At 71.1% G+C, this 17,131-nt stretch carries 13 protein-coding genes; 7 read left to right on the top strand and 6 right to left on the bottom strand.

Going from position 1 to position 17,131, the window contains the following annotated elements; translation table 11 throughout:
• Window positions 1-199 precede the first annotated feature (199 nt).
• The 3 genes from Apa02nite_RS30245 to Apa02nite_RS30235 are packed head-to-tail and all read left to right on the top strand — an operon-like array spanning window position 200 to window position 6,683.
• Window positions 200-2,980 (top strand): ricin-type beta-trefoil lectin domain protein, encoded by a 2,781-nt coding sequence (locus Apa02nite_RS30245; RefSeq protein WP_239164671.1) that lies wholly within the window; start codon window positions 200-202, stop codon window positions 2,978-2,980.
• Window positions 2,977-5,559 carry a lectin gene (locus tag Apa02nite_RS30240; RefSeq protein WP_203828056.1) on the top strand — a complete coding sequence of 861 codons (2,583 nt, stop codon included), beginning with the start codon at window positions 2,977-2,979 and terminating at the stop codon, window positions 5,557-5,559. The genes Apa02nite_RS30245 and Apa02nite_RS30240 overlap by 4 nt, the downstream gene beginning before the upstream one ends.
• A 17-nt stretch (window positions 5,560-5,576) precedes the next feature.
• Entirely contained in the window at window positions 5,577-6,683 is a 1,107-nt protein-coding gene (locus tag Apa02nite_RS30235) for a ricin-type beta-trefoil lectin domain protein (protein ID WP_239164670.1), read from the top strand.
• A gap of 43 nt (window positions 6,684-6,726) precedes the next feature.
• On the opposite strand, the gene Apa02nite_RS30230 is transcribed toward Apa02nite_RS30235, so the two are convergent.
• The 3 genes from Apa02nite_RS30230 to Apa02nite_RS30220 form a co-directional block, all read right to left on the bottom strand.
• Window positions 6,727-7,482: a response regulator transcription factor gene (locus Apa02nite_RS30230; protein WP_203828054.1), complete on the bottom strand. Its 756-nt coding sequence runs from the start codon at window positions 7,480-7,482 to the stop codon at window positions 6,727-6,729.
• A 236-nt stretch (window positions 7,483-7,718) separates the two neighbouring features.
• Window positions 7,719-8,912 carry an MFS transporter gene (locus Apa02nite_RS30225; protein ID WP_203828053.1) on the bottom strand — a complete coding sequence of 398 codons (1,194 nt, stop codon included), beginning with the start codon at window positions 8,910-8,912 and terminating at the stop codon, window positions 7,719-7,721.
• 118 nt (window positions 8,913-9,030) lie between these two features.
• Window positions 9,031-9,807, bottom strand: a complete 777-nt coding sequence (locus Apa02nite_RS30220; RefSeq protein WP_203828052.1) for an inositol monophosphatase family protein — start codon at window positions 9,805-9,807, stop codon at window positions 9,031-9,033.
• 100 nt (window positions 9,808-9,907) lie between these two features.
• On the opposite strand from Apa02nite_RS30220, the gene Apa02nite_RS30215 reads away from it, so the two are divergent.
• Complete coding sequence (locus Apa02nite_RS30215; protein ID WP_203828051.1) at window positions 9,908-11,581, top strand: PAS domain S-box protein; 1,674 nt, start codon at window positions 9,908-9,910, stop codon at window positions 11,579-11,581.
• A gap of 9 nt (window positions 11,582-11,590) precedes the next feature.
• Here the strand turns inward: Apa02nite_RS30215 and Apa02nite_RS30210 are convergent, their stop codons facing one another.
• Window positions 11,591-12,916 carry an outer membrane protein assembly factor BamB family protein gene (locus tag Apa02nite_RS30210; RefSeq protein ID WP_203828050.1) on the bottom strand — a complete coding sequence of 442 codons (1,326 nt, stop codon included), beginning with the start codon at window positions 12,914-12,916 and terminating at the stop codon, window positions 11,591-11,593.
• Between the two features lie 211 nt (window positions 12,917-13,127).
• Here Apa02nite_RS30210 and Apa02nite_RS30205 point away from each other — a divergent pair, with 211 nt between their 5' ends.
• Complete coding sequence (locus tag Apa02nite_RS30205) at window positions 13,128-14,318, top strand: cytochrome P450 (protein WP_203828049.1); 1,191 nt, start codon at window positions 13,128-13,130, stop codon at window positions 14,316-14,318.
• A gap of 13 nt (window positions 14,319-14,331) precedes the next feature.
• Window positions 14,332-14,532, top strand: a complete 201-nt coding sequence (locus tag Apa02nite_RS30200) for a ferredoxin (protein ID WP_203828048.1) — start codon at window positions 14,332-14,334, stop codon at window positions 14,530-14,532.
• 37 nt (window positions 14,533-14,569) lie between these two features.
• On the opposite strand, the gene Apa02nite_RS30195 is transcribed toward Apa02nite_RS30200, so the two are convergent.
• Together Apa02nite_RS30195 and Apa02nite_RS30190 are read right to left on the bottom strand one after the other, a co-directional pair.
• Window positions 14,570-15,187, bottom strand: a complete 618-nt coding sequence (locus Apa02nite_RS30195; RefSeq protein WP_373873069.1) for a hypothetical protein — start codon at window positions 15,185-15,187, stop codon at window positions 14,570-14,572.
• A gap of 315 nt (window positions 15,188-15,502) precedes the next feature.
• Window positions 15,503-16,456, bottom strand: coding sequence for a TIGR03564 family F420-dependent LLM class oxidoreductase (locus Apa02nite_RS30190; protein WP_203828046.1), 954 nt, complete (start codon window positions 16,454-16,456; stop codon window positions 15,503-15,505).
• 81 nt (window positions 16,457-16,537) lie between these two features.
• On the opposite strand from Apa02nite_RS30190, the gene Apa02nite_RS30185 reads away from it, so the two are divergent.
• Window positions 16,538-17,062 (top strand): TetR/AcrR family transcriptional regulator, encoded by a 525-nt coding sequence (locus tag Apa02nite_RS30185; RefSeq protein ID WP_203828045.1) that lies wholly within the window; start codon window positions 16,538-16,540, stop codon window positions 17,060-17,062.
• Window positions 17,063-17,131: the final 69 nt, after the last annotated feature.

The raw sequence follows: 17,131 nt of genomic DNA, 5'->3' as shown, positions 1-17,131 counted from the left end.
ATGTCTCATCGTGTTCGACCGATGTTCGGTGCCTCGCCCGTAGTCGATGAACCACGACGAAGTGCCGCCGCATCCGCGCCGGCCCGGACGCTCGGATCCCCGTCAGCCCGACCTTCGTCAAGGGCGGGTCCTGGCACCGTGCGTGCCGTCGGCGAACTGCTTCTCCCGATCGTTCCCCCGACATCGAAGGAGAGCTTCCGTGCTCCCAGTCCCACGCCGGAAACGGTTCCGCAGCCTGCTGGCCCTGGCCGCCCTGACCCTGGCGGCCACCCTCGCCGGTGCCGCCGGAGCGACGCCGGCCCAGGCGGCCACCACGACGATCACCCTGGACGGCACCGTCGCCGGCCGCACGTTCGACGGTGTCGGTGCGATCAGTGGCGGTGGTGGCAACTCCCGTCTGCTGATCGACTATCCGGAGGCCCAGCGCGCACAGATCCTCGACTACCTGTTCAAGCCCGGCTACGGCGCGGCCGTCCAACTGCTCAAGCTGGAGATCGGCGGGGACGCCAACTCCACCGACGGCTCCGAGCCGAGCCACCAGCACGTCCGCGGCGACATCAACTGCAACGTCGGCTACGAGTTCTGGCTCGGTGAGCAGGCCGTCGCCCGCAACCCGAACATCAAGCTGGTCGCCCTGCCGTGGGCCGCACCGGGCTGGGTCGGCGGGCACAACTTCTGGTCGCAGGACATGATCGACTACGACATCTCGTGGCTCAACTGCGCGAAGCAGCACGGCCTGACGATCAACTACCTCGGTGGCTGGAACGAGCGCGGACACGACAGCGGCTGGTACAAGAACCTGCGGACCAGCCTGAACAACGCGGGTTTCGGGTCGGTGCAGATCGTCGGTGACGACAGCGGCTGGGGGATGGCCGACGAGTTCGGCGCTGACGCCACGCTGAAGAACGCCGTCGGTGTGCTCGGCAACCACTACGTCTGCGGGTACCTGTCGCAGGCCGAGTCGTGTTCGACCACGACGAACGCCCGCAACTCCGGGAAACCGCTGTGGGCCAGCGAGTTCGGTTCGCAGGACGACAACGCCGGGGTGGTGCCCTACATCCGGACCGTCAACCGCGGCTATCTGGACGCCGAACTCACCGGATTCCTGAACTGGCCGCTGCTCGCGGCGATCACCCCCAATCTTCCGTACGCCACGGTGGGGCTGATGGACGCCGGTTCCCCCTGGTCCGGTTCCTACCGGGTCGGCAAGAACCTGTGGGCCAACGCGCACTACGGCCAGTTCACCCAGCCCGGCTGGCGCTACCTGAACAACTCGGCCAGCGGCTACCTCGGCGGCAACCGGGCCAACGGCAGCTACGTCTCGCTGAAGTCACCGAACAACAGCGACTACTCCACGATCTACGAGACCAGCGGCAGCACCGCCGCGCAGACCGTGAACGTGACCGTCGCCGGCGGGCTGAGCACCGGCACCGTGCACGTCTGGTCCACCGACATGGGCTCGGACAACCCGGCCGACCACTTCGTCAAGCAGGCCGACGTGCCGGTCAGCGGCGGCAAGTACGCGCTGACCCTGCAGCCCCACCGGATCTACACCGTGACCACCACGACCGGGCAGGGCAAGGGCACCGCGGTCAGCCCGCCGACCGGCACCCTGGCGCTGCCCTACACCGACACCTTCGACGGGTACGCGGTCCGCAAACAACCGAAGTACACCGAGGACATGCAGGGCTCGTTCGAGACCCGGGCCTGCGCGGCCGGCCGCGGCGGCACCTGCCTGCAGCAGGTCGCGCCGGTGCAGCCGATCAACTGGCAGGACGACAGCGACGCGTTCACCCTGGTCGGTGACCCGTCGTGGAGCGACTACACGGTCACCACCGACGTCGACATGCAGCAGGCCGGCACGGTGACCCTGCTCGGCCGGGCCAATACGCAGAACCGGCCGCAGAGCCACCAGGCCGCCTACCAGCTGCGGATCAGTGACACCGGCGCGTGGTCGATCGCCCGCACCACCAGCAGCGGCACCCGCAGCACGCTCAGCTCGGGCAACCGGGCCGCGCTGGGCCTGAACACGTGGCACACGATCGCGCTCGGCTTCTCCGGCAACACGATCACGGCGAGCGTCGACGGCGCCGTCGTCGGCCAGGTCACCGACACCACGTTCACCACCGGGCAGGTGGGCCTCGGCGTGGTCGGGTACCAGACGAACCAGTTCGACAACCTGCGCGTCACCCCGAATGCGGCCGGCACCCTCGCCGGCGTGCTCAAGGGCCAGGAGTCGGGCCGCTGTGCCGACGTGCCCGGCGGCAACCAGGCCAACGGAACCCGGCCGGCGCTGTGGGACTGCACCGGCGGCACCAACCAGCAGTGGACGCTCACCCCGGCCAAGCAGCTGCGGACCCCCGGAGGCAAGTGCCTGGACGTCAACGGGGCCGGGACCGCGGACGGCACCGCCGTACACATCTGGGATTGTGGCGGAGGAACGAACCAGCAGTGGACCGTCAACAGTGACGGCAGCGTCGTCGGGGCCGGCTCCGGCAAATGCCTTGAGGTGGGAAACCACCTCACCACCAACGGGTCCCCGCTGACGATCTGGGGTTGCAACGGCGGCGCCAACCAGAAATGGGCGCGCGGTGACACGGTCGGGATCCTGAAGGGCCTCCAGTCCGGCAAGTGCGTCGACCTGCCCGCCGCCAACACCGCCAACGGCACCCGGCCCGCGTTCTGGACCTGCAACAACGGCTCCAACCAGGCGTGGACGTCGACGGCGAACGGCCGGCTCACCGTGCTCGACAAGTGCCTCGACGTCGCCGGCGGCGCGACCGCCGACGGCACGGTGGTCGACGTCTGGGACTGCACGGGCGGCGCCAACCAGCAGTGGACGGTCAACGCCGACGGCTCCGTCGTCGCGGTCGGCTCCGGCAAGTGCCTCGACGCGGTCGGCCACGGTACGGCCGACGGCACCCCGCTGGTCATCTGGACCTGCACCGGCGCCGCCAACCAGAAGTGGGCACGCGGATGAGCCGCCGAGCGCTCGTCCTGTTGCTCGTCGCCGGTCTGGTCACGGTGCCGGCCGGACGGGCGGACGCCGCGGTCAGCGACCCGGCGTCGCTGGTCAACCCGTTGCTCGGCACGTCCAACGGCGGTAACACGTTCCCCGGCGCGGTGGTGCCGTTCGGCATGGTCCAGTGGAGTCCGGACACCCCGTCGCGGCCGGCGGGCGGCAACTACGCCTACAGCGACAACACCATCACCGGCTTCAGCCTCAACCACCTGTCCGGCCCGGGCTGCAACGCGACCGCCGACGTGCCGATCCTGCCGACCGTCGGCGCCGTCAACGGTTCGGCGACGTCGAGCTTCTCGCACGCCGACGAGTCGGCGACGGCCGGCGCGTACACGGTGACTCTCGGCAACGGGGTCACGACCGAGCTGACCACGACCACCCGTACCGGGATGGCCCGCTTCACGTTTCCGCAGACCAACCAGGCCAACCTGCTGTTCAAACTGGGCTCGGCCGGCACCCGGACCGACGCGCAGAGTTTCACCCGGGTCAGCAGCACCGAGATCCGCGGCTGGATCACGTCCGGGCACTTCTGCGCCGACAGCCCTACCTACACGCTGCGGTTCAGCATGGTCTTCGACCGGCCGATGACCTCGGACGGCACGTTCAGCGGCGGCAACTCGGTGACCTTCGACGCGAGCAGCAACCGGGTGGTCACCGCGAAGGTCGGCGTGTCGTTCGTGTCGGACGCCAACGCGGCGGCGAACCGGGCCGCCGAGATCCCCGGCTGGGACTTCGCCGCCACCCGCCAGGCGGCACACACCGCGTGGAACGCCAAGCTCGGCCGGATCGCCGTCACCGGCGGGACCGGCGACCAGCAGAAGATCTTCTACACCGCGCTGTACCACGCGCTGCTGCACCCGAACGTCTACAGCGACGTCAACGGTCAGTACACCGGCTTCGACCGGCAGACCCACACGGTCAGCGGGGCGCAGCGGGCGCAATATGCCACGTTCTCCGGCTGGGACATCTACCGCTCGCAGGCACAGCTGCACGCACTGGTCGATCCGCAGTCGGCGAGTGACGCGGCCCAGTCGCTGCTCAACGACTACCAGCAGAACGGCGGCTTCCTGCCGAAGTGGACGCTGAACCACGCCGACACCGACGTGATGAACGGGGACCCGTCGCCGATCGTCATCGCCGACTACCACGCGTTCGGCGCCCGCGCCTTCGACACCACCGCGGCGAAGAACGCCATGGTGGCGCAGGGCACCGCGCAGAACAAGGTCCGCAAGGGCAACCGGTACATCGACACCATCGGCTACCTGCCCACCGACGGCACGTACGAGAGCGGCTTCTACGGGCCCACCGCCACCACCCTCGAGTACGCCACGTCGGACTTCGCGATCGGCGCGATGGCCGGCCGGCTCGGTGACACCGCCAACCAGACGACGTTCGTCAACCGCGCCCAGTCCTGGCGCAACGTGTTCAACCCGGCCACCGGCTTCGTGCAGGGCAAGCAGCTCAACGGTCAGTGGCGGCCCGGCTTCGACCCGAAGAAGAGCACCGACATGGTCGAGGGCACGTCCTGGCAGTACACCGGCATGGTGCCGTTCAACCTGCGCGGTCTCGCCGACGCCAAGGGTGGCAACGCCGCCATGGTGAGCTACCTCGACAGCGTGCTGTCCAGCCTGCACGGGCAGAGCAACGACTCCGACAAGGCCGACATGGGCAACGAGCCGTCGATGAACCTGCCCTGGGCGTACGACTACGTCGGCCAGCCCTGGAAGACCCAGCAGAAGGTCCGCCAGGTGCAGAACGAGCTGTGGAACACCTCGCCGGCGAACTGGGGCGTGGGCAACGACGACCTCGGCACGATGAGCGCCTGGTACGTCTTCGCGGCGCTGGGCTTCTACCCGAACACCCCCGGCACCGCGGACCTGGCGCTCGGCAGCCCACTGTTCACCGAGGTCAGCATCGCGCTCGGCGGCGGCGGCACGATCCGGATCACCGCACCGCAGGCGGCGACCGGCGCGCCGTACGTGCAGAGCGCCACCCTGAACGGATCGGCGTGGAACAACGCGTACCTGCCGGCCTCGTTCGTCACCGGCGGCGGCACGCTCGCGTTCACCCTCGGCACCTCGGCGAACACCTCGTGGGCCACCGGCGCGGCGGCGGCGCCCCCGTCGTACCCGGGCACCGCCGGCACCGGCACGGTCACCGCCCCGCTGCGCGGGCAGGAGTCCGGGCGCTGCGTCGACGTGCCCGGCTACCGGCAGGACAACGGCACCCGGCCGGCGCTCTGGGACTGCAACGCCGGCACCAACCAGAGCTGGACCGCGACCACCGGACAACAGCTGACCGTGTACGGCACGAAGTGTCTCGAAGTGAACGCGCACGGCACCACCGACGGCGACATCGTCCAGATCTGGGACTGCACCGGTGGCGCCAACCAGCAATGGACCGTACGCGCCGACGGCACGATCGTCGGCGTCGAATCCGGCAGATGCCTGGACGCCACCGGACACGGCACCACCAACGGAACCGTCCTGGCCATCTGGACCTGCAACGGCGGCACCAATCAGAAGTGGACGCACTGATGAGTGGAGGAACGACTGTGCGACACCATCGCAGGTGGCTCACCGCGGCCGGGCTCGGACTGGCCCTGACCCTGTCGTCGATCGCGGCGACCGCGACGCCGGCGCAGGCCGAGTCGAACGGCGGCGTACGGATCATGCCGCTGGGTGACTCGATCACCGACGGGTACACCGTGCCCGGCGGGTACCGGATCAACCTGTGGCAGCGGGCCGCCGCGGCCGGCTACACCGTGGACTTCGTCGGCTCCGCCGTCAACGGACCGGCCGCTCTGGGCGACCACGACCACGAGGGCCACTCCGGCTGGCGGATCGACGAGCTCGACACGAACATCACCGGCTGGCTGCGCACCGCCAACCCGCGCACGGTCCTGCTGCACATCGGCACGAACGACATCGGCCAGAACCACGACGTCGCCAACGCCCCGGCCCGGCTGGCCACGCTGCTCGATCACATCCGGACACTGGCGCCGGTCGCCGAGGTCTTCGTCGCCCAGATCATTCCGACCAGCAACACGGCGAACGAGGCGAAGGTGCAGACGTCCAACGCCGCGCTGCCCGGCATCGTGGCGCAGAAGGGACCGCGAACCCACCTGGTCGACATGCACTCCGCGCTGACCACCGCGGACCTGGCCGACGGCCTGCACCCGAACGCCGCCGGATACGACAAGATGGCCGCCCGCTGGTTCGCCGCGCTGCAAGCGGTGCCGGCCAGTCTGCGGCCGGTGACCACCCCGCCGGTCGGCACTCCGGTCCTGTTGTCCAACCCGCAGTCCACCCGCTGCCTGGACATCTCCGGCGGCGGCGCGGACGGCGGCCAGGCGCTGATCTGGGACTGCCACGGCGGCGCCAACCAGCAGTGGACCGCCACCTCGTCCGGCGAACTGCGCACCTACGGCAACAAGTGCCTGGACGTGAACGCCAACGGCACCGCGGACGGCACCAAGGTGCAGGCCTGGACCTGCAACGGCACCCCGGCGCAGAGGTTCACCGCGAAACCGGACGGCACGATCGTCGGCGCCGGTTCCGGCAAGTGCGTCGACGTGAACGGCGGCGGCACGGCCAACACCACGCTGGTACAGCTCTGGCAGTGCAACGGCACCGCCGCCCAGCGGTGGTCGGTCCGCTGACCCTCCGAACCCCGGGCCGGGTCTCCCGGCCCGGGTGTGCGGCCTAGGACGTGATCAGCGACTGGTCCCGGGTGGGCTCCGGGGCGGACATGGCGTCGTCGAAGATCGACTGGGCGGTGTCGCGGAGGCTGCCGGGTGTCGCCGGGGGGACGAACTTGTAGCCGACCTGGCGGACGGTGCCGATCATCGTCTCGCAGCGCGGGCCCAGCTTGGCGCGCAGGCGGCGGACGTGGACGTCGACGGTGCGGGTGCCGCCGAAGTAGTCGTAGCCCCAGACCTCGCGCAGCAGCTGGTCGCGGCTGAACACCCGGCCGGGCTGCTGGGCGAGGAACTTCAGCAGCTCGAACTCCTTGTAGGTCAGGGACAGGGCCTCGCCGCGCAGCCGGGTCGTGTAGCTGTGCGAGTCGATGGTCAGGTCGCCGACGCGGATCGTGTCGTCGCTCGCGGTGTTCTCCAGGCCGCGCCGGTCCACGACCATGTTGAGCCGGGCCGCGACCTCGGCCGGGCCGGCGGTGGTCAGGACGAAGTCGTCGATGCACCAGTCGGCGCCGATGGCGGCCAGGCCGGCGTCGCGGACCAGGGCGATCAGCGGGATGCTCAGGCCGTTCGCGCGCAGGGCCCGGCAGACGCTGCGGGCCTGCGTCAGCTGCACGCACGCGTCGACGAGCACGGCGGCCAGTTGCGGGTCCTTGATCGCCTGGGCCCAGCTGTCGCGGGGGGCGACCTGGACGGCGTACGGGAGCAGGTCCAGGGCAGGCAGCACATCGCCTTGGTTGTCCGTCAGCAGGAGAAGATTCATGACACCCTTCCATGGCATTTCGGACTCCACGAATGCCGGCCGTGGGCGCCGGTGTAGCTCGACTCCAGGCAACGCTAAACGTGAACTGTTTCCGCTGGATATCGCGCAGGTACCTCTCCACCCGGGCGGCGGTGAGGCGCGCCACGGTCGGGAGCGGGCCGCAGTGCCGCGCGAGGCTGCCACGGGACGTGGCGTGTCGCCTGCGGACGGGCGCTCCGTATGCGTACCGGAAAGGGTTAGATCTTGATTTTCTCGCGGGCCTTGAGGGGGTCGTTCAGGGACCAGATCGCGGTGGTGGCGACCGCGGCCAGGGCGGCGAGGGCGAGCCACGGGACGGCGGGGCCGCGGGCGTGCAGCGCGGTGAAGAAGGTGGGCGCGAGGATGTTGGCGAAGGCGAAACTGTACTGGTAGACCGCCAGATAGCGGCCGCGTTGCGCGGGTGGGGCGGCCGCGGCGGACAGCGCGTTGGAGAGCGGCGCGTGGATCAGGTCGGCGGCCGCGTAGAAGATCATGCCGAGCAGCAGATACGGCACGAGCGCGGCGGCCGGGACGCGGAGCGCGGCGGCGTAGACCAGCGCCCAGACGATCCAGAGCACGCCGGCCAGCGCCAGGCCCCGGGCGCGCGACAGCGGGCGGACCAGGCGGACCGCGAGGGCCTGGCCGGACGCGAGCAGGATCATGTTGGCGGTCAGCAGCGGGCCGATCAGCCAGTGCGGAGCGGGCAGCGCGTCGACGAGGTAGACCGGCACGGCCACACCGACGAACACGCTGCACAGCGCGAAGATCGTGTTGACCGCGATCAGCAGGAGATAGGTGCGGTCGCGGAGCATCGCGCGGTACCCGCCGGTGGTCGTCCCGGTGACCGGCACGCGAGTGTCCCGGGGCGTGAGCAGCAGCAACACCGCGGAGAGCAGGAACGTCGCCGCGTTCAGCCAGACGATCGGGCGGTACCAGCCGTAGGTCACCGCGAGCCCGCCGAGCAGCGCGCCGGCCCCGGTCGCGGCCATCTGGATCATGCCGGCGACGGCGTAGCGGCGGTCGGCGTGCCTGCTGTCCTCGCCGGGTTCGGCCAGCCCGGCGACGACCGAGAAGAACGAGGACCAGAACAACCGCTGACCGACAGCGGCCAGGGTGGCGACCAGGAAGACGGTGAGCGGGGTGCGGGCCCAGCCGTAGGCCGCGAACGCCACCCCCTGCATGAGCTGGGCCAGGATGACCCGGTCGGTGGGGCGGTAGCGGTCCGCGACGTGCCCGACGAGCAGCGGCACCGGCAGCGAGACGATCGCGGCGGCGCTCAGCAGCAGACCGATCGTGCCCAGCGGGAGGCCGGCGACGTCGGTGAAGAAGAGCAGCGAGATCGGCAGGAACAGGCCGCTGCCGAGCATGTCGACGGCCAGGGCGCCGGCGAGGGGGAACAGGCGTCGGCGCATCCGGATTGTCTAGCAGGTCCGTCCCCTTGAGGCAGACCGTTAGGGTCGGCGGCATGAACCGGAACCGGTGGGCTGTGCTGGTGGGTGTGGTCGTGGTGGCGGGCTAGCTCCCGTCGTCTCACGCGCTCGCGCGGACCCGTTCGGCCAGGGTGTCCCAGAGTGCCGGAGCCGCCCCGACGGTCAGCTCGGTGGTGAACTCCGCGCCGTGCCCGCCGAGGATCACGCCCGCCTCCCGGGCGATGAGCGCGCCCGCCGCGATGTCCCACAGGAACGTGTCGAGGGCCACGCCGCCGTCGAGGCGCCCGGCGGCCTGGTAGACCAGATTGAGCGCGGCCGGGAGCCGCCGGATGTCACCGGTCACCGGGAGCAGGTCGCGGATCACCCGCGCGGCGCGCTCTTTGGTCTTCGGGTTCGGCTGGAAGCTGACACCGACCAGCGCCCGGTCCAGGGACGTCCCGGCCGGCGCCGGGAGCCGTGCACCGTTCAGGAACGCGCCGCCGCCGTCGATCGCACTGAACGTCTCGCCGGCGACGGGTTCGTGCACGACGGCCATCCGGGCGCGTTCCTCGTGGTAGAGCGCGATGCACACCGACCACGGCCCGGTCCGGCTGATGTAGTTGCGGGTGCCGTCGAGCGGGTCGACGACCCAGGTCCACCCGCTGGTCCCCGCGCGGCCGTTGCCCTCCTCGGCCTGCACCGCGTCGTCCGCCCAGGCCGCGAGGATCGCCGTGACGATGAGGCGCTCGCTGGCGAGGTCGACGTCGGAGACCACGTCGTTGACGTGCGCCTTGGGCGCGCCGACCCGCAGGGTGTCGCGCCGTTCGAGTTGCAGCCGCCCGGCCTGTTCGGCGAGGCCGGCGACCAGGTCACGTGCTGCTGGGAGATCTCGGTCCATGCCACTCACGCTAGTCAGGCCGTGAGAGGGCGACCGCAGCGGCAACCCCCGGGCGACGGGCAGCATCGTGCTGCGCGGTCGTTGCGCTTGGTGGACCGGTATGTACACACGGCAACGCCGCTGGTACAAGTGGGGCGTGCTGAGTGCCATCGGATGGACCGTGCTGGGAATCGGCAGCGCGGCCGCCGTCGTCCATGGCGTCCGTCGCCACCGGCCCGCCCGGCCCGCCCCCTGGCTGCTGCTCGCCGGTGCCGTCGTGGCGAGCACCGTCGGCGACGTCTTTACCGCGTTGCACCGGCCCGGCGTGGCCGATGCCGGCTTCTACGCCATGTTCGTCCTGGTCGCCTGCAGTCTGCTCCAGCTGACCCGGGCCGGCGCGATTCTCGTCGACCGGGCACGGCTCATCGACCTGCTCGCCTTCGCGTGCTCGGCGATGCTGGTGGTGTGGGTGTTCGTCATCGGTGACGCGGGCCGGATCGGTGACGTGTCCGTGGCGTACGTCATCGGAGCCGTGCTGCTCCTCGCGGTCGTCATCCGGCTGCTGGTCGCCGCGGGCCGCAACCCTTCGGCCGTGCTGCTGGTCATCGGCGCGGCAGGTGTGCTGTGCAGTGACATCGTGCAGCCGCTGTGGCCGAACCGGCTGAGCGAGTCCGGCTTCGTGGTGCTCTACCTCGCTTGGGGCGCCGCCGCGCTGCACCCGTCGATGGCCCGGCTCACCCGGCCCGCGACACCGCGCCCGCGCCCGTGGCACGGCCGCTGGGCGACGCTGCTGGGCGTCTCGGTCGCCACCCCGCCGGTCGTGCTGCTGATCGAGGCGGTCGACGGCACCGTCGACGACGGCGTGGTGATCGCCGTGGCCGGTGGGCTCACGCTTCTTTTGACCATCACCCGGCTGACCGACGCGGTGATCTTGAACGTACAGGCCTTGACGCGGGAGCGCGCCTTGCGGCAGGCGAGCGCCGCGCTGGTCGCCGCCGCCGACACGCTTGCCGTCGACGAGGCCGTCCGGGCCGCGATCACCCAGTTCATCCGGCCGGAGGCCATCCGCAGCGCCATCCTTGCCATCGACGACGATGAGCTCGCGGCGGCAGCGGTGCCCGGCCCCGCGGCCGGCTCGCCGCACCGCAGCTGGTGGATCGAGCAGGCGGAACGCGACCACGCGACACTGGTCTGCCCGCTCTGGCTGGAACCGCTCGCCGTCGCCCGGCCCCGTGGCGGAGCCCTCATCCTGGTGGGCCGCCGAGACGCTCTCACCGTCAGTCGCGACACCCTCGAGGTGCTGGCCGGTCAGGCTGCGCTAGCGCTGGATCGGATCTGCCTGATGGAGGCGGTCGGCCGCGACGACAGCGACGTCTATCTCCGCGCGGTGATCGGGAACAGCGTGGACATGACGGCGGTGATCGACGAGGACCAGCGCATCCGGTTCGCCAGTTCCTCGCTGCGCCGGCTGCTCGGCGTCGACGACCTGCCGCCGCTGGCCACACTGGGCGATCTGGTGCAGCCGGACGACCGCGACCGGCTGCGTCAGGTCTTCCGTGGCTCCGGCGACGGCGCGGTGTGCTGTTCGCTGGTGCGTGCCGACGGCACTCCGGTGCTGGTCGAGATCAGGTACCGGGATCTGCGCGAGGACCGCCTGGTCCAGGGGTTGGTGCTGACCGTGCGGGATTTTCCCCAGGACCGTGAGCCGGGCGAGCGGCGGCCCCGGCGCGACCCGGCGGACGAGTGGCCGGCCCGGGCGAACCGGCGCAGTGCCCGGCGCAAGTTCGGGTACTAGCGCCGGTCGTCAGCCGAGGTCCGTGACGGCGAGGCGGTTGTCCTCGGTGACGCAGGTCAGCAGGTCACCCTCGGTGCGGCAGCTCTGTGCCGAGGCGACGGTGCCGCGCAGCACTACCTCGGCGGACGCCGGGTCGACGCTGCTGACCGAGGTCCGTCCGGGCGGCTGCCGCGTTCCCGCGATCAGGTACGTCAGGTGGCCCCGCGAATCCCACACCGGCAGGCCGCGACCCAGTTCCCCGAGGGGGCTCCCGGTGGTCGCCTCCAGCACGGTGTGCCGGGCACCGTTCTCCTGATCGGTCAGCAGCAGGCCGCCGGTCAGGGGGTAGACGCCGGCGACCGCGGAGAGCCGCCACAGCCGTGCTCCGGTCGCCCGGTCGTGGCCGGAGATCGACTCGCCGTCGCTGACGCACACCACCGGCCCGCAGCCGAACGAGCCGCCCGCCGGCTGCTCGAGGCTCCACAGCTGCCGCAGCGTGTCGATCTCGTAGGCGGTGATCGTGGTCCGGCCCCGTACCGTCCGGTCCTGGTAGAGCTGGCCGCCGTGCAGGGTGACGGACCAGGAGTCCTCGCTGCGCGCCACTCCGGGCCGGGGCAGCGTTCCGCTCGTGACCACGGAGCCGTCCGTCATGGCGATCACCTCAGCCCGGCCCCGCACGGTGACGGCCAGCACGCGCTCAGCCCGTACGCCGGAGGTCATGTCGGTCGCCAGGGAGACCGCGCCGCCGCCGTCCCGCGACCAGATCGTGCCGCCGTCGCGCAGGCGCACCAGCCGGATCCGCCGGGCCCGCTCGCCGTTCTCGTCCCACTCCAGCAGCAGGGCGTGGTCGTCGACGACCGTGACGGTCTCGCCGGGTTGCCGCCAGAGCGTCCGGCCGGTCGCCGCGTCGACGGCAGTGGTGTTCCGGGTGAACTCCCGGGCGAACGGGGAGCCCTCCGGCACGACCTTGTTGGTCACGGTGACCCCGGTCCGGATCAGCAGCACGCCGTCCCGGACGCCGGCGAGCCCGTCGGCGTCGTCGGCCTGTGCCGACCAGCGCACCGCGCCGGTGCGGGCGTCGTGGGCGGTGAGCCGGCCGGTGGGCCGGTCGAGCACGACGATGCCGTCACCGGCGAGCTGGTAGGAGTTGGCGTCCAGGGTGAACGGGACGTCCCAGAGCGGGGTCAGGCCCCGCGGGTCGGGGCGCGCCGAGCCGGTCACCGCGAGCCCGCAGCACACCGCGACGACCGTCACCAGCCACCGGCGCCGCGGCGACCGGCGGAGCGGGCCCGGCCGGGAGGCGCCCACCGAGTTGTCACCTGCGGGTCCGACCCGTCCGAGATCGATGACGGTCATGCGGGCAGCGTAGGGCGCGGGTACCCGGACCGCGACGCCGGAGGGGGACCGCGCGGCGACCGGCGAGAGATTGATCAATAACTATTTTTTGGGCATTGCGGCACATCAGGCCCGGTCGCCCCGCGGGGGCGGCCACCACCGCGGTGGACGACCCTCCGGCCGGTGGGTAGGTTCGGGGACAAGCCGGATTTCTCCGACAAGGAGTACCGCCATGCTGCAATTTCCCCTGGTACGGCACTGTCCGTATGCGCCGCCCGAAGAATACGGACAGCTTCGGGAGAAAGATCCGGTCACCCGGGTCCGCCTGCCCGACGGCCGGGAGAGCTGGGTCGTCACCAGACACGAGCATGTCCGTCAGGTACTCAACGATCCGAGCTTCAGTGCCGACCGGACGCACGCCGACTTCCCGAACCTCGCGCCGGCCGGTCAGCCGCTTCCGCGGGACGACTCGGCCCCGAGCATGCTGACGATGGATCCACCGGAGCACGGGCCGGCGCGCCGGGCGGTGCTCGGCGAGTTCACCGTCCGGCAGATCGCCGCGCTGCGCCCGCGGATGCAGCAGATCGTCGACGAACGGCTCGACGCCATGCTGGCCGGACCGCGGCCGGCCGACCTCGTCGAGGAGCTCTCCCTGCCGGTGCCGTCCATGGTGATCTGCGAGATGCTCGGCGTGCCGTACGCGGATCATGATTTTTTCCAGGTCAACACGGCCGCCATGATCAAGCGGGAGACGCCGCAGGACGAGCGGCGGGCCGCCTTCGGCCGGGTCCGTGACTACCTCGACGAGTTGATCGCCGGCAAGGAGGACGCTCCGCCGGACGACCTGCTGGGCCGGCAGATCCGCAAGAGCCGTGCCGGCGGGGACTACGATCGTCGTTCCCTGGTGAGCCTGGGCTTCCTGCTGCTGGTCGCGGGGCACGAGACCACGGCCAACATGATCTCGCTGGGCACTCTGGCACTGCTCGGCAACCCCGCGCAGATGGACGCGCTGCGTGCTGATCCGGCCCGGACGCTGGGTGCGGTCGAGGAGATGCTCCGCTATTTCACGATCGTGGACACCGTGGTGGCCCGGCTCTGCGTCGCGGACACCGAGGTGGGCGGGGTGACCATCCGGGCCGGCGAGGGCGTGCTGACCCTCGGGCAGGCCGCCAACCGGGACCCGGAGGCGTTCGACGAGCCGGACGCGTTCGACATCGGCCGACCGGCCCGGCACCACGTGGCATTCGGGTTCGGCCCGCACCAGTGCCTCGGGCAGAACCTGGCCCGCGCCGAGCTGCAGATCGTCTTCGACACGCTGCTGCGGCGAGTGCCCGCGCTGCGGCTGGCCACGCCGGTCGAGGAACTGCCGTTCAAGTCCGACGCCGCCATCTACGGCGTCTACCACATGCCGGTCACCTGGTGACGGAGGTTCATTGATGAGGGTCATCGCTGATCCGCATCGTTGCGTGGGAGCTGGGCAGTGCGTGCTGACCGAGCCGGCGCTGTTCGACCAGGACCCGGAGGACGGAACCGTCATCGTTCTCGACGAGAATCCCTCCGGTGACCTGGTCGAGGCCGCCCGCGATGCCGCCCTGGTCTGCCCGAGCCAGGCCTTGTCCGTCGTCGACTCGTGGTGATGCCGGCTCGGGTCCCGGCGACGGACGACGCGACCCACTAGCGGGCCAGCTCCAGCACGTAGGAATCGTCCTGCCGCTGGAAGTCCAACCGGTCGTAATACGGCGCCTGCATCCCCGGCGGGGTGATCACTTTGTGCCAGCCGCGCTCGGCGAAATACCGGCTGCGCCGATACACGAACTCGCCCGGGGTGAAATCCCGGTAGCGCTGCGTCACGTAGTCGAGCTCCACCTGCGCGACCCCGTCGCCGGCTTCGCGGAACACCACGACGCCGACCACCTCGTCCCCGCTCACCACGAGGAACGCCGCCGAGCCGGGCCGCAGCACGTCCGGCGCGGAGAACCCCGGGTTGAACTTCGCGATGTCGTCGCCGTGCAGCCGCAGCGTGTGCGCCAGGAACTCGTCGCCGATACCGACCTCCACCACCTGATACGTGGTCTCGTCGTGCCGGGTCGCGAGCATCCGCCACAGGTACCAGACGTTGATCACGGTGAGCACGACGTTCAGCCCGACCATGGGCCAGACGCCGAGCACCGCGTTGAATCCGATGAGGACCAGGCAGCCGGCCAGGTTCAGGGCACGCAGCCGCAGCAGCCGAGCCTGCAGCAGGGACCAGACGAGCAGAGCGGAACCGAGCCAACCGATGATGTCAAGCATTGTCACCGGGTGATCCTAGGGTGCGTGTTTCCGACGTGTTACACCGCAGGGTCCGCTGTTCGCTTCCGGTCAACCCTTCTTCGGTACGAACAGGGAGCGCACGTCCGCAGGCTACGAGCCACGTCCCGTGGTGGTCTCGCGCCCGGCCGCTGTCCCGTGCGGCTCCGGCCGCGCGTCCCGGCCCGCGCCGCTCACCGCGCGACACCGTGCCCACCCCGGACCGTTGCGCGCTCCCGCGCGGCCGGCTGGTTCCTGGGGGTGCCTCCGGCTGCTTGAGGCACCCCCAGGAACCAGCCCGCGATCGTGAGCTGGTTGTCAGGGGTGGCTCCGGCCCGCGGCGTCTGTCAGGGCGTGGAGGAGTCGGGTGGTTCTCGACTGGTCGGCGGGGGTGCCGAACGGGGTGGCCATGAACTCCGTGACACCGGATTCCTCGAGGCGCTGCAGCTGGCGGGTGATCGCGGCCTCGTCGCCGACGATCGCCACGTCGCCCGCGCCGGTGGCGTTCTCCAGGGCCAGGACGGCCTGGTACTCCGGGATCTGGGCGGCCATCGCGTACCGGGTCGCGATCTGCGCCCGGGCACCCGGCTCGTCGTGGGTCACGCAGATCGGCAGGCCGGCCACCACCTGGGGCGCGGCCCGCCCGGCGGCTTCGGCGGCGGCCGTGATCCTTGGGACCACGTGCGTGCTGAGGGCTCGCGGGCCGGTCATCCAGGTGACGGTCCCGTCGGTGGCCTCGCCGGCGAGCTGGAGCATCTTCGGGCCGAGGGCGGCGAGCAGCACCGGGGGAGCCTCGGCCCCCGGGATGGCGGCGCTGCCGATCGCGGTCAGTGACTCGCCCCGGTGCTCGACCGATTCGCCGCGCAGCAGCGGGTGCAGGACGGAGAGGTATTCGCGCAGGTAGCGGACCGGGCGGTCGGCGGGCAGGCCGTACATGCCGGTGACCATGGCGCCGATCCCGGCGCCGATGCCCAGGGTGAGCCGGTTGCCGGTGGCGGCTTGCACGCTCAGCGCCTGCCCGGCCAGTGTGAGGGGGTGCCGCTGCCGCACCGGGACGACAGCGGTCCCGAGCCTGATCGCGGCGGTCCGGGTGTCGGTGGACGGGCTCGCCGCGGTCTGGGTGCCGGCGAGGGTGAGCGTGGTGAGGGCGTCCCAGCCGGACACCTGGGCGGACCAGATGGTGGCCAGGCCCGCTGCGGCGGTGACCTGGGCGGCCAGGTCGGAGGCGGTGGCCGGGCCGCGGACTTCGCCGATCATGATGCCGATGCGCATGACGTCCTTTCCGGAGAGGTTCTCCGTTTCATGGACGGTAATATACGGAGAGCTTCTCCATTTATCTACCCGGGGGTCCGGATGCGCAGCGACGCTCAGCAGAACCGCGATCGGGTGCTCGCCGCCGCGCGGGTGGAGTTTGCCGCTCAGGGCGCGGGCGCCTCGCTGAACCGGATCGCCCAGCGCGCCGGTGTCGGCCCCGGCACGCTCTACCGGCATTTCCCGTCGGTGCAGGCCCTGCTGGTAGCGATCATCTCGGACGAGGTGGCGGTGCTCTGCGCGCGCGGCGAGGAGCTGCTCGCCGGGTCCGATCCGGGTCTCGCACTGCGCACATGGCTGCGCGCGGTGGCGGTGCACGCGGCAGCGATGCGCGGCTTCGTCGCCGTCGAGCTGCTCGGCGCCGCGGAGAGCCCTGCGCTCTCCGGCTGCCACGACGCCATCCGCGACGTCGGATCCCGGCTGCTGCACCGGGCCTCGGTGGAGGACGCCGTCGATGACGTGCTCGCGGCGGTCAACGCGATGGCCTGGGCGAGCGAACAGCTCCCGGCCGACCCCGCCCGCCTCGACCGCCTGCTGACCCTGATCACCCGCAGCCTCCCGCACTGACCCCGCCCGAGCGTGCCCCACACCCAAACTCCCCACGCAAGCCCGAAACAGCGGCTGTGTGTGAAGTTC

The sequence above is a fragment of the Actinoplanes palleronii genome (assembly GCF_016862315.1).
Taxonomy (GTDB): domain Bacteria; phylum Actinomycetota; class Actinomycetes; order Mycobacteriales; family Micromonosporaceae; genus Actinoplanes; species Actinoplanes palleronii.
This window is presented reverse-complemented; position numbering and strand designations above follow the sequence as displayed.

Bases quoted from the DNA above. Each gene is read 5' to 3' on its own strand.
- Apa02nite_RS30240 (WP_203828056.1), top strand. From the start codon at position 2,977: ATGAGCCGCCGAGCGCTCGTCCTGTTGCTCGTCGCCGGTCTGGTCACG.
- Apa02nite_RS30230 (WP_203828054.1), bottom strand. From the start codon at position 7,482: ATGAATCTTCTCCTGCTGACGGACAACCAAGGCGATGTGCTGCCTGCC.
- Apa02nite_RS30225 (WP_203828053.1), bottom strand. From the start codon at position 8,912: ATGCGCCGACGCCTGTTCCCCCTCGCCGGCGCCCTGGCCGTCGACATG.
- Apa02nite_RS30220 (WP_203828052.1), bottom strand. From the start codon at position 9,807: ATGGACCGAGATCTCCCAGCAGCACGTGACCTGGTCGCCGGCCTCGCC.
- Apa02nite_RS30215 (WP_203828051.1), top strand. From the start codon at position 9,908: ATGTACACACGGCAACGCCGCTGGTACAAGTGGGGCGTGCTGAGTGCC.
- Apa02nite_RS30210 (WP_203828050.1), bottom strand. From the start codon at position 12,916: ATGACCGTCATCGATCTCGGACGGGTCGGACCCGCAGGTGACAACTCG.
- Apa02nite_RS30205 (WP_203828049.1), top strand. From the start codon at position 13,128: ATGCTGCAATTTCCCCTGGTACGGCACTGTCCGTATGCGCCGCCCGAA.
- Apa02nite_RS30200 (WP_203828048.1), top strand. From the start codon at position 14,332: ATGAGGGTCATCGCTGATCCGCATCGTTGCGTGGGAGCTGGGCAGTGC.
- Apa02nite_RS30195 (WP_373873069.1), bottom strand. From the start codon at position 15,187: ATGCTTGACATCATCGGTTGGCTCGGTTCCGCTCTGCTCGTCTGGTCC.
- Apa02nite_RS30190 (WP_203828046.1), bottom strand. From the start codon at position 16,456: ATGCGCATCGGCATCATGATCGGCGAAGTCCGCGGCCCGGCCACCGCC.
- Apa02nite_RS30185 (WP_203828045.1), top strand. From the start codon at position 16,538: ATGCGCAGCGACGCTCAGCAGAACCGCGATCGGGTGCTCGCCGCCGCG.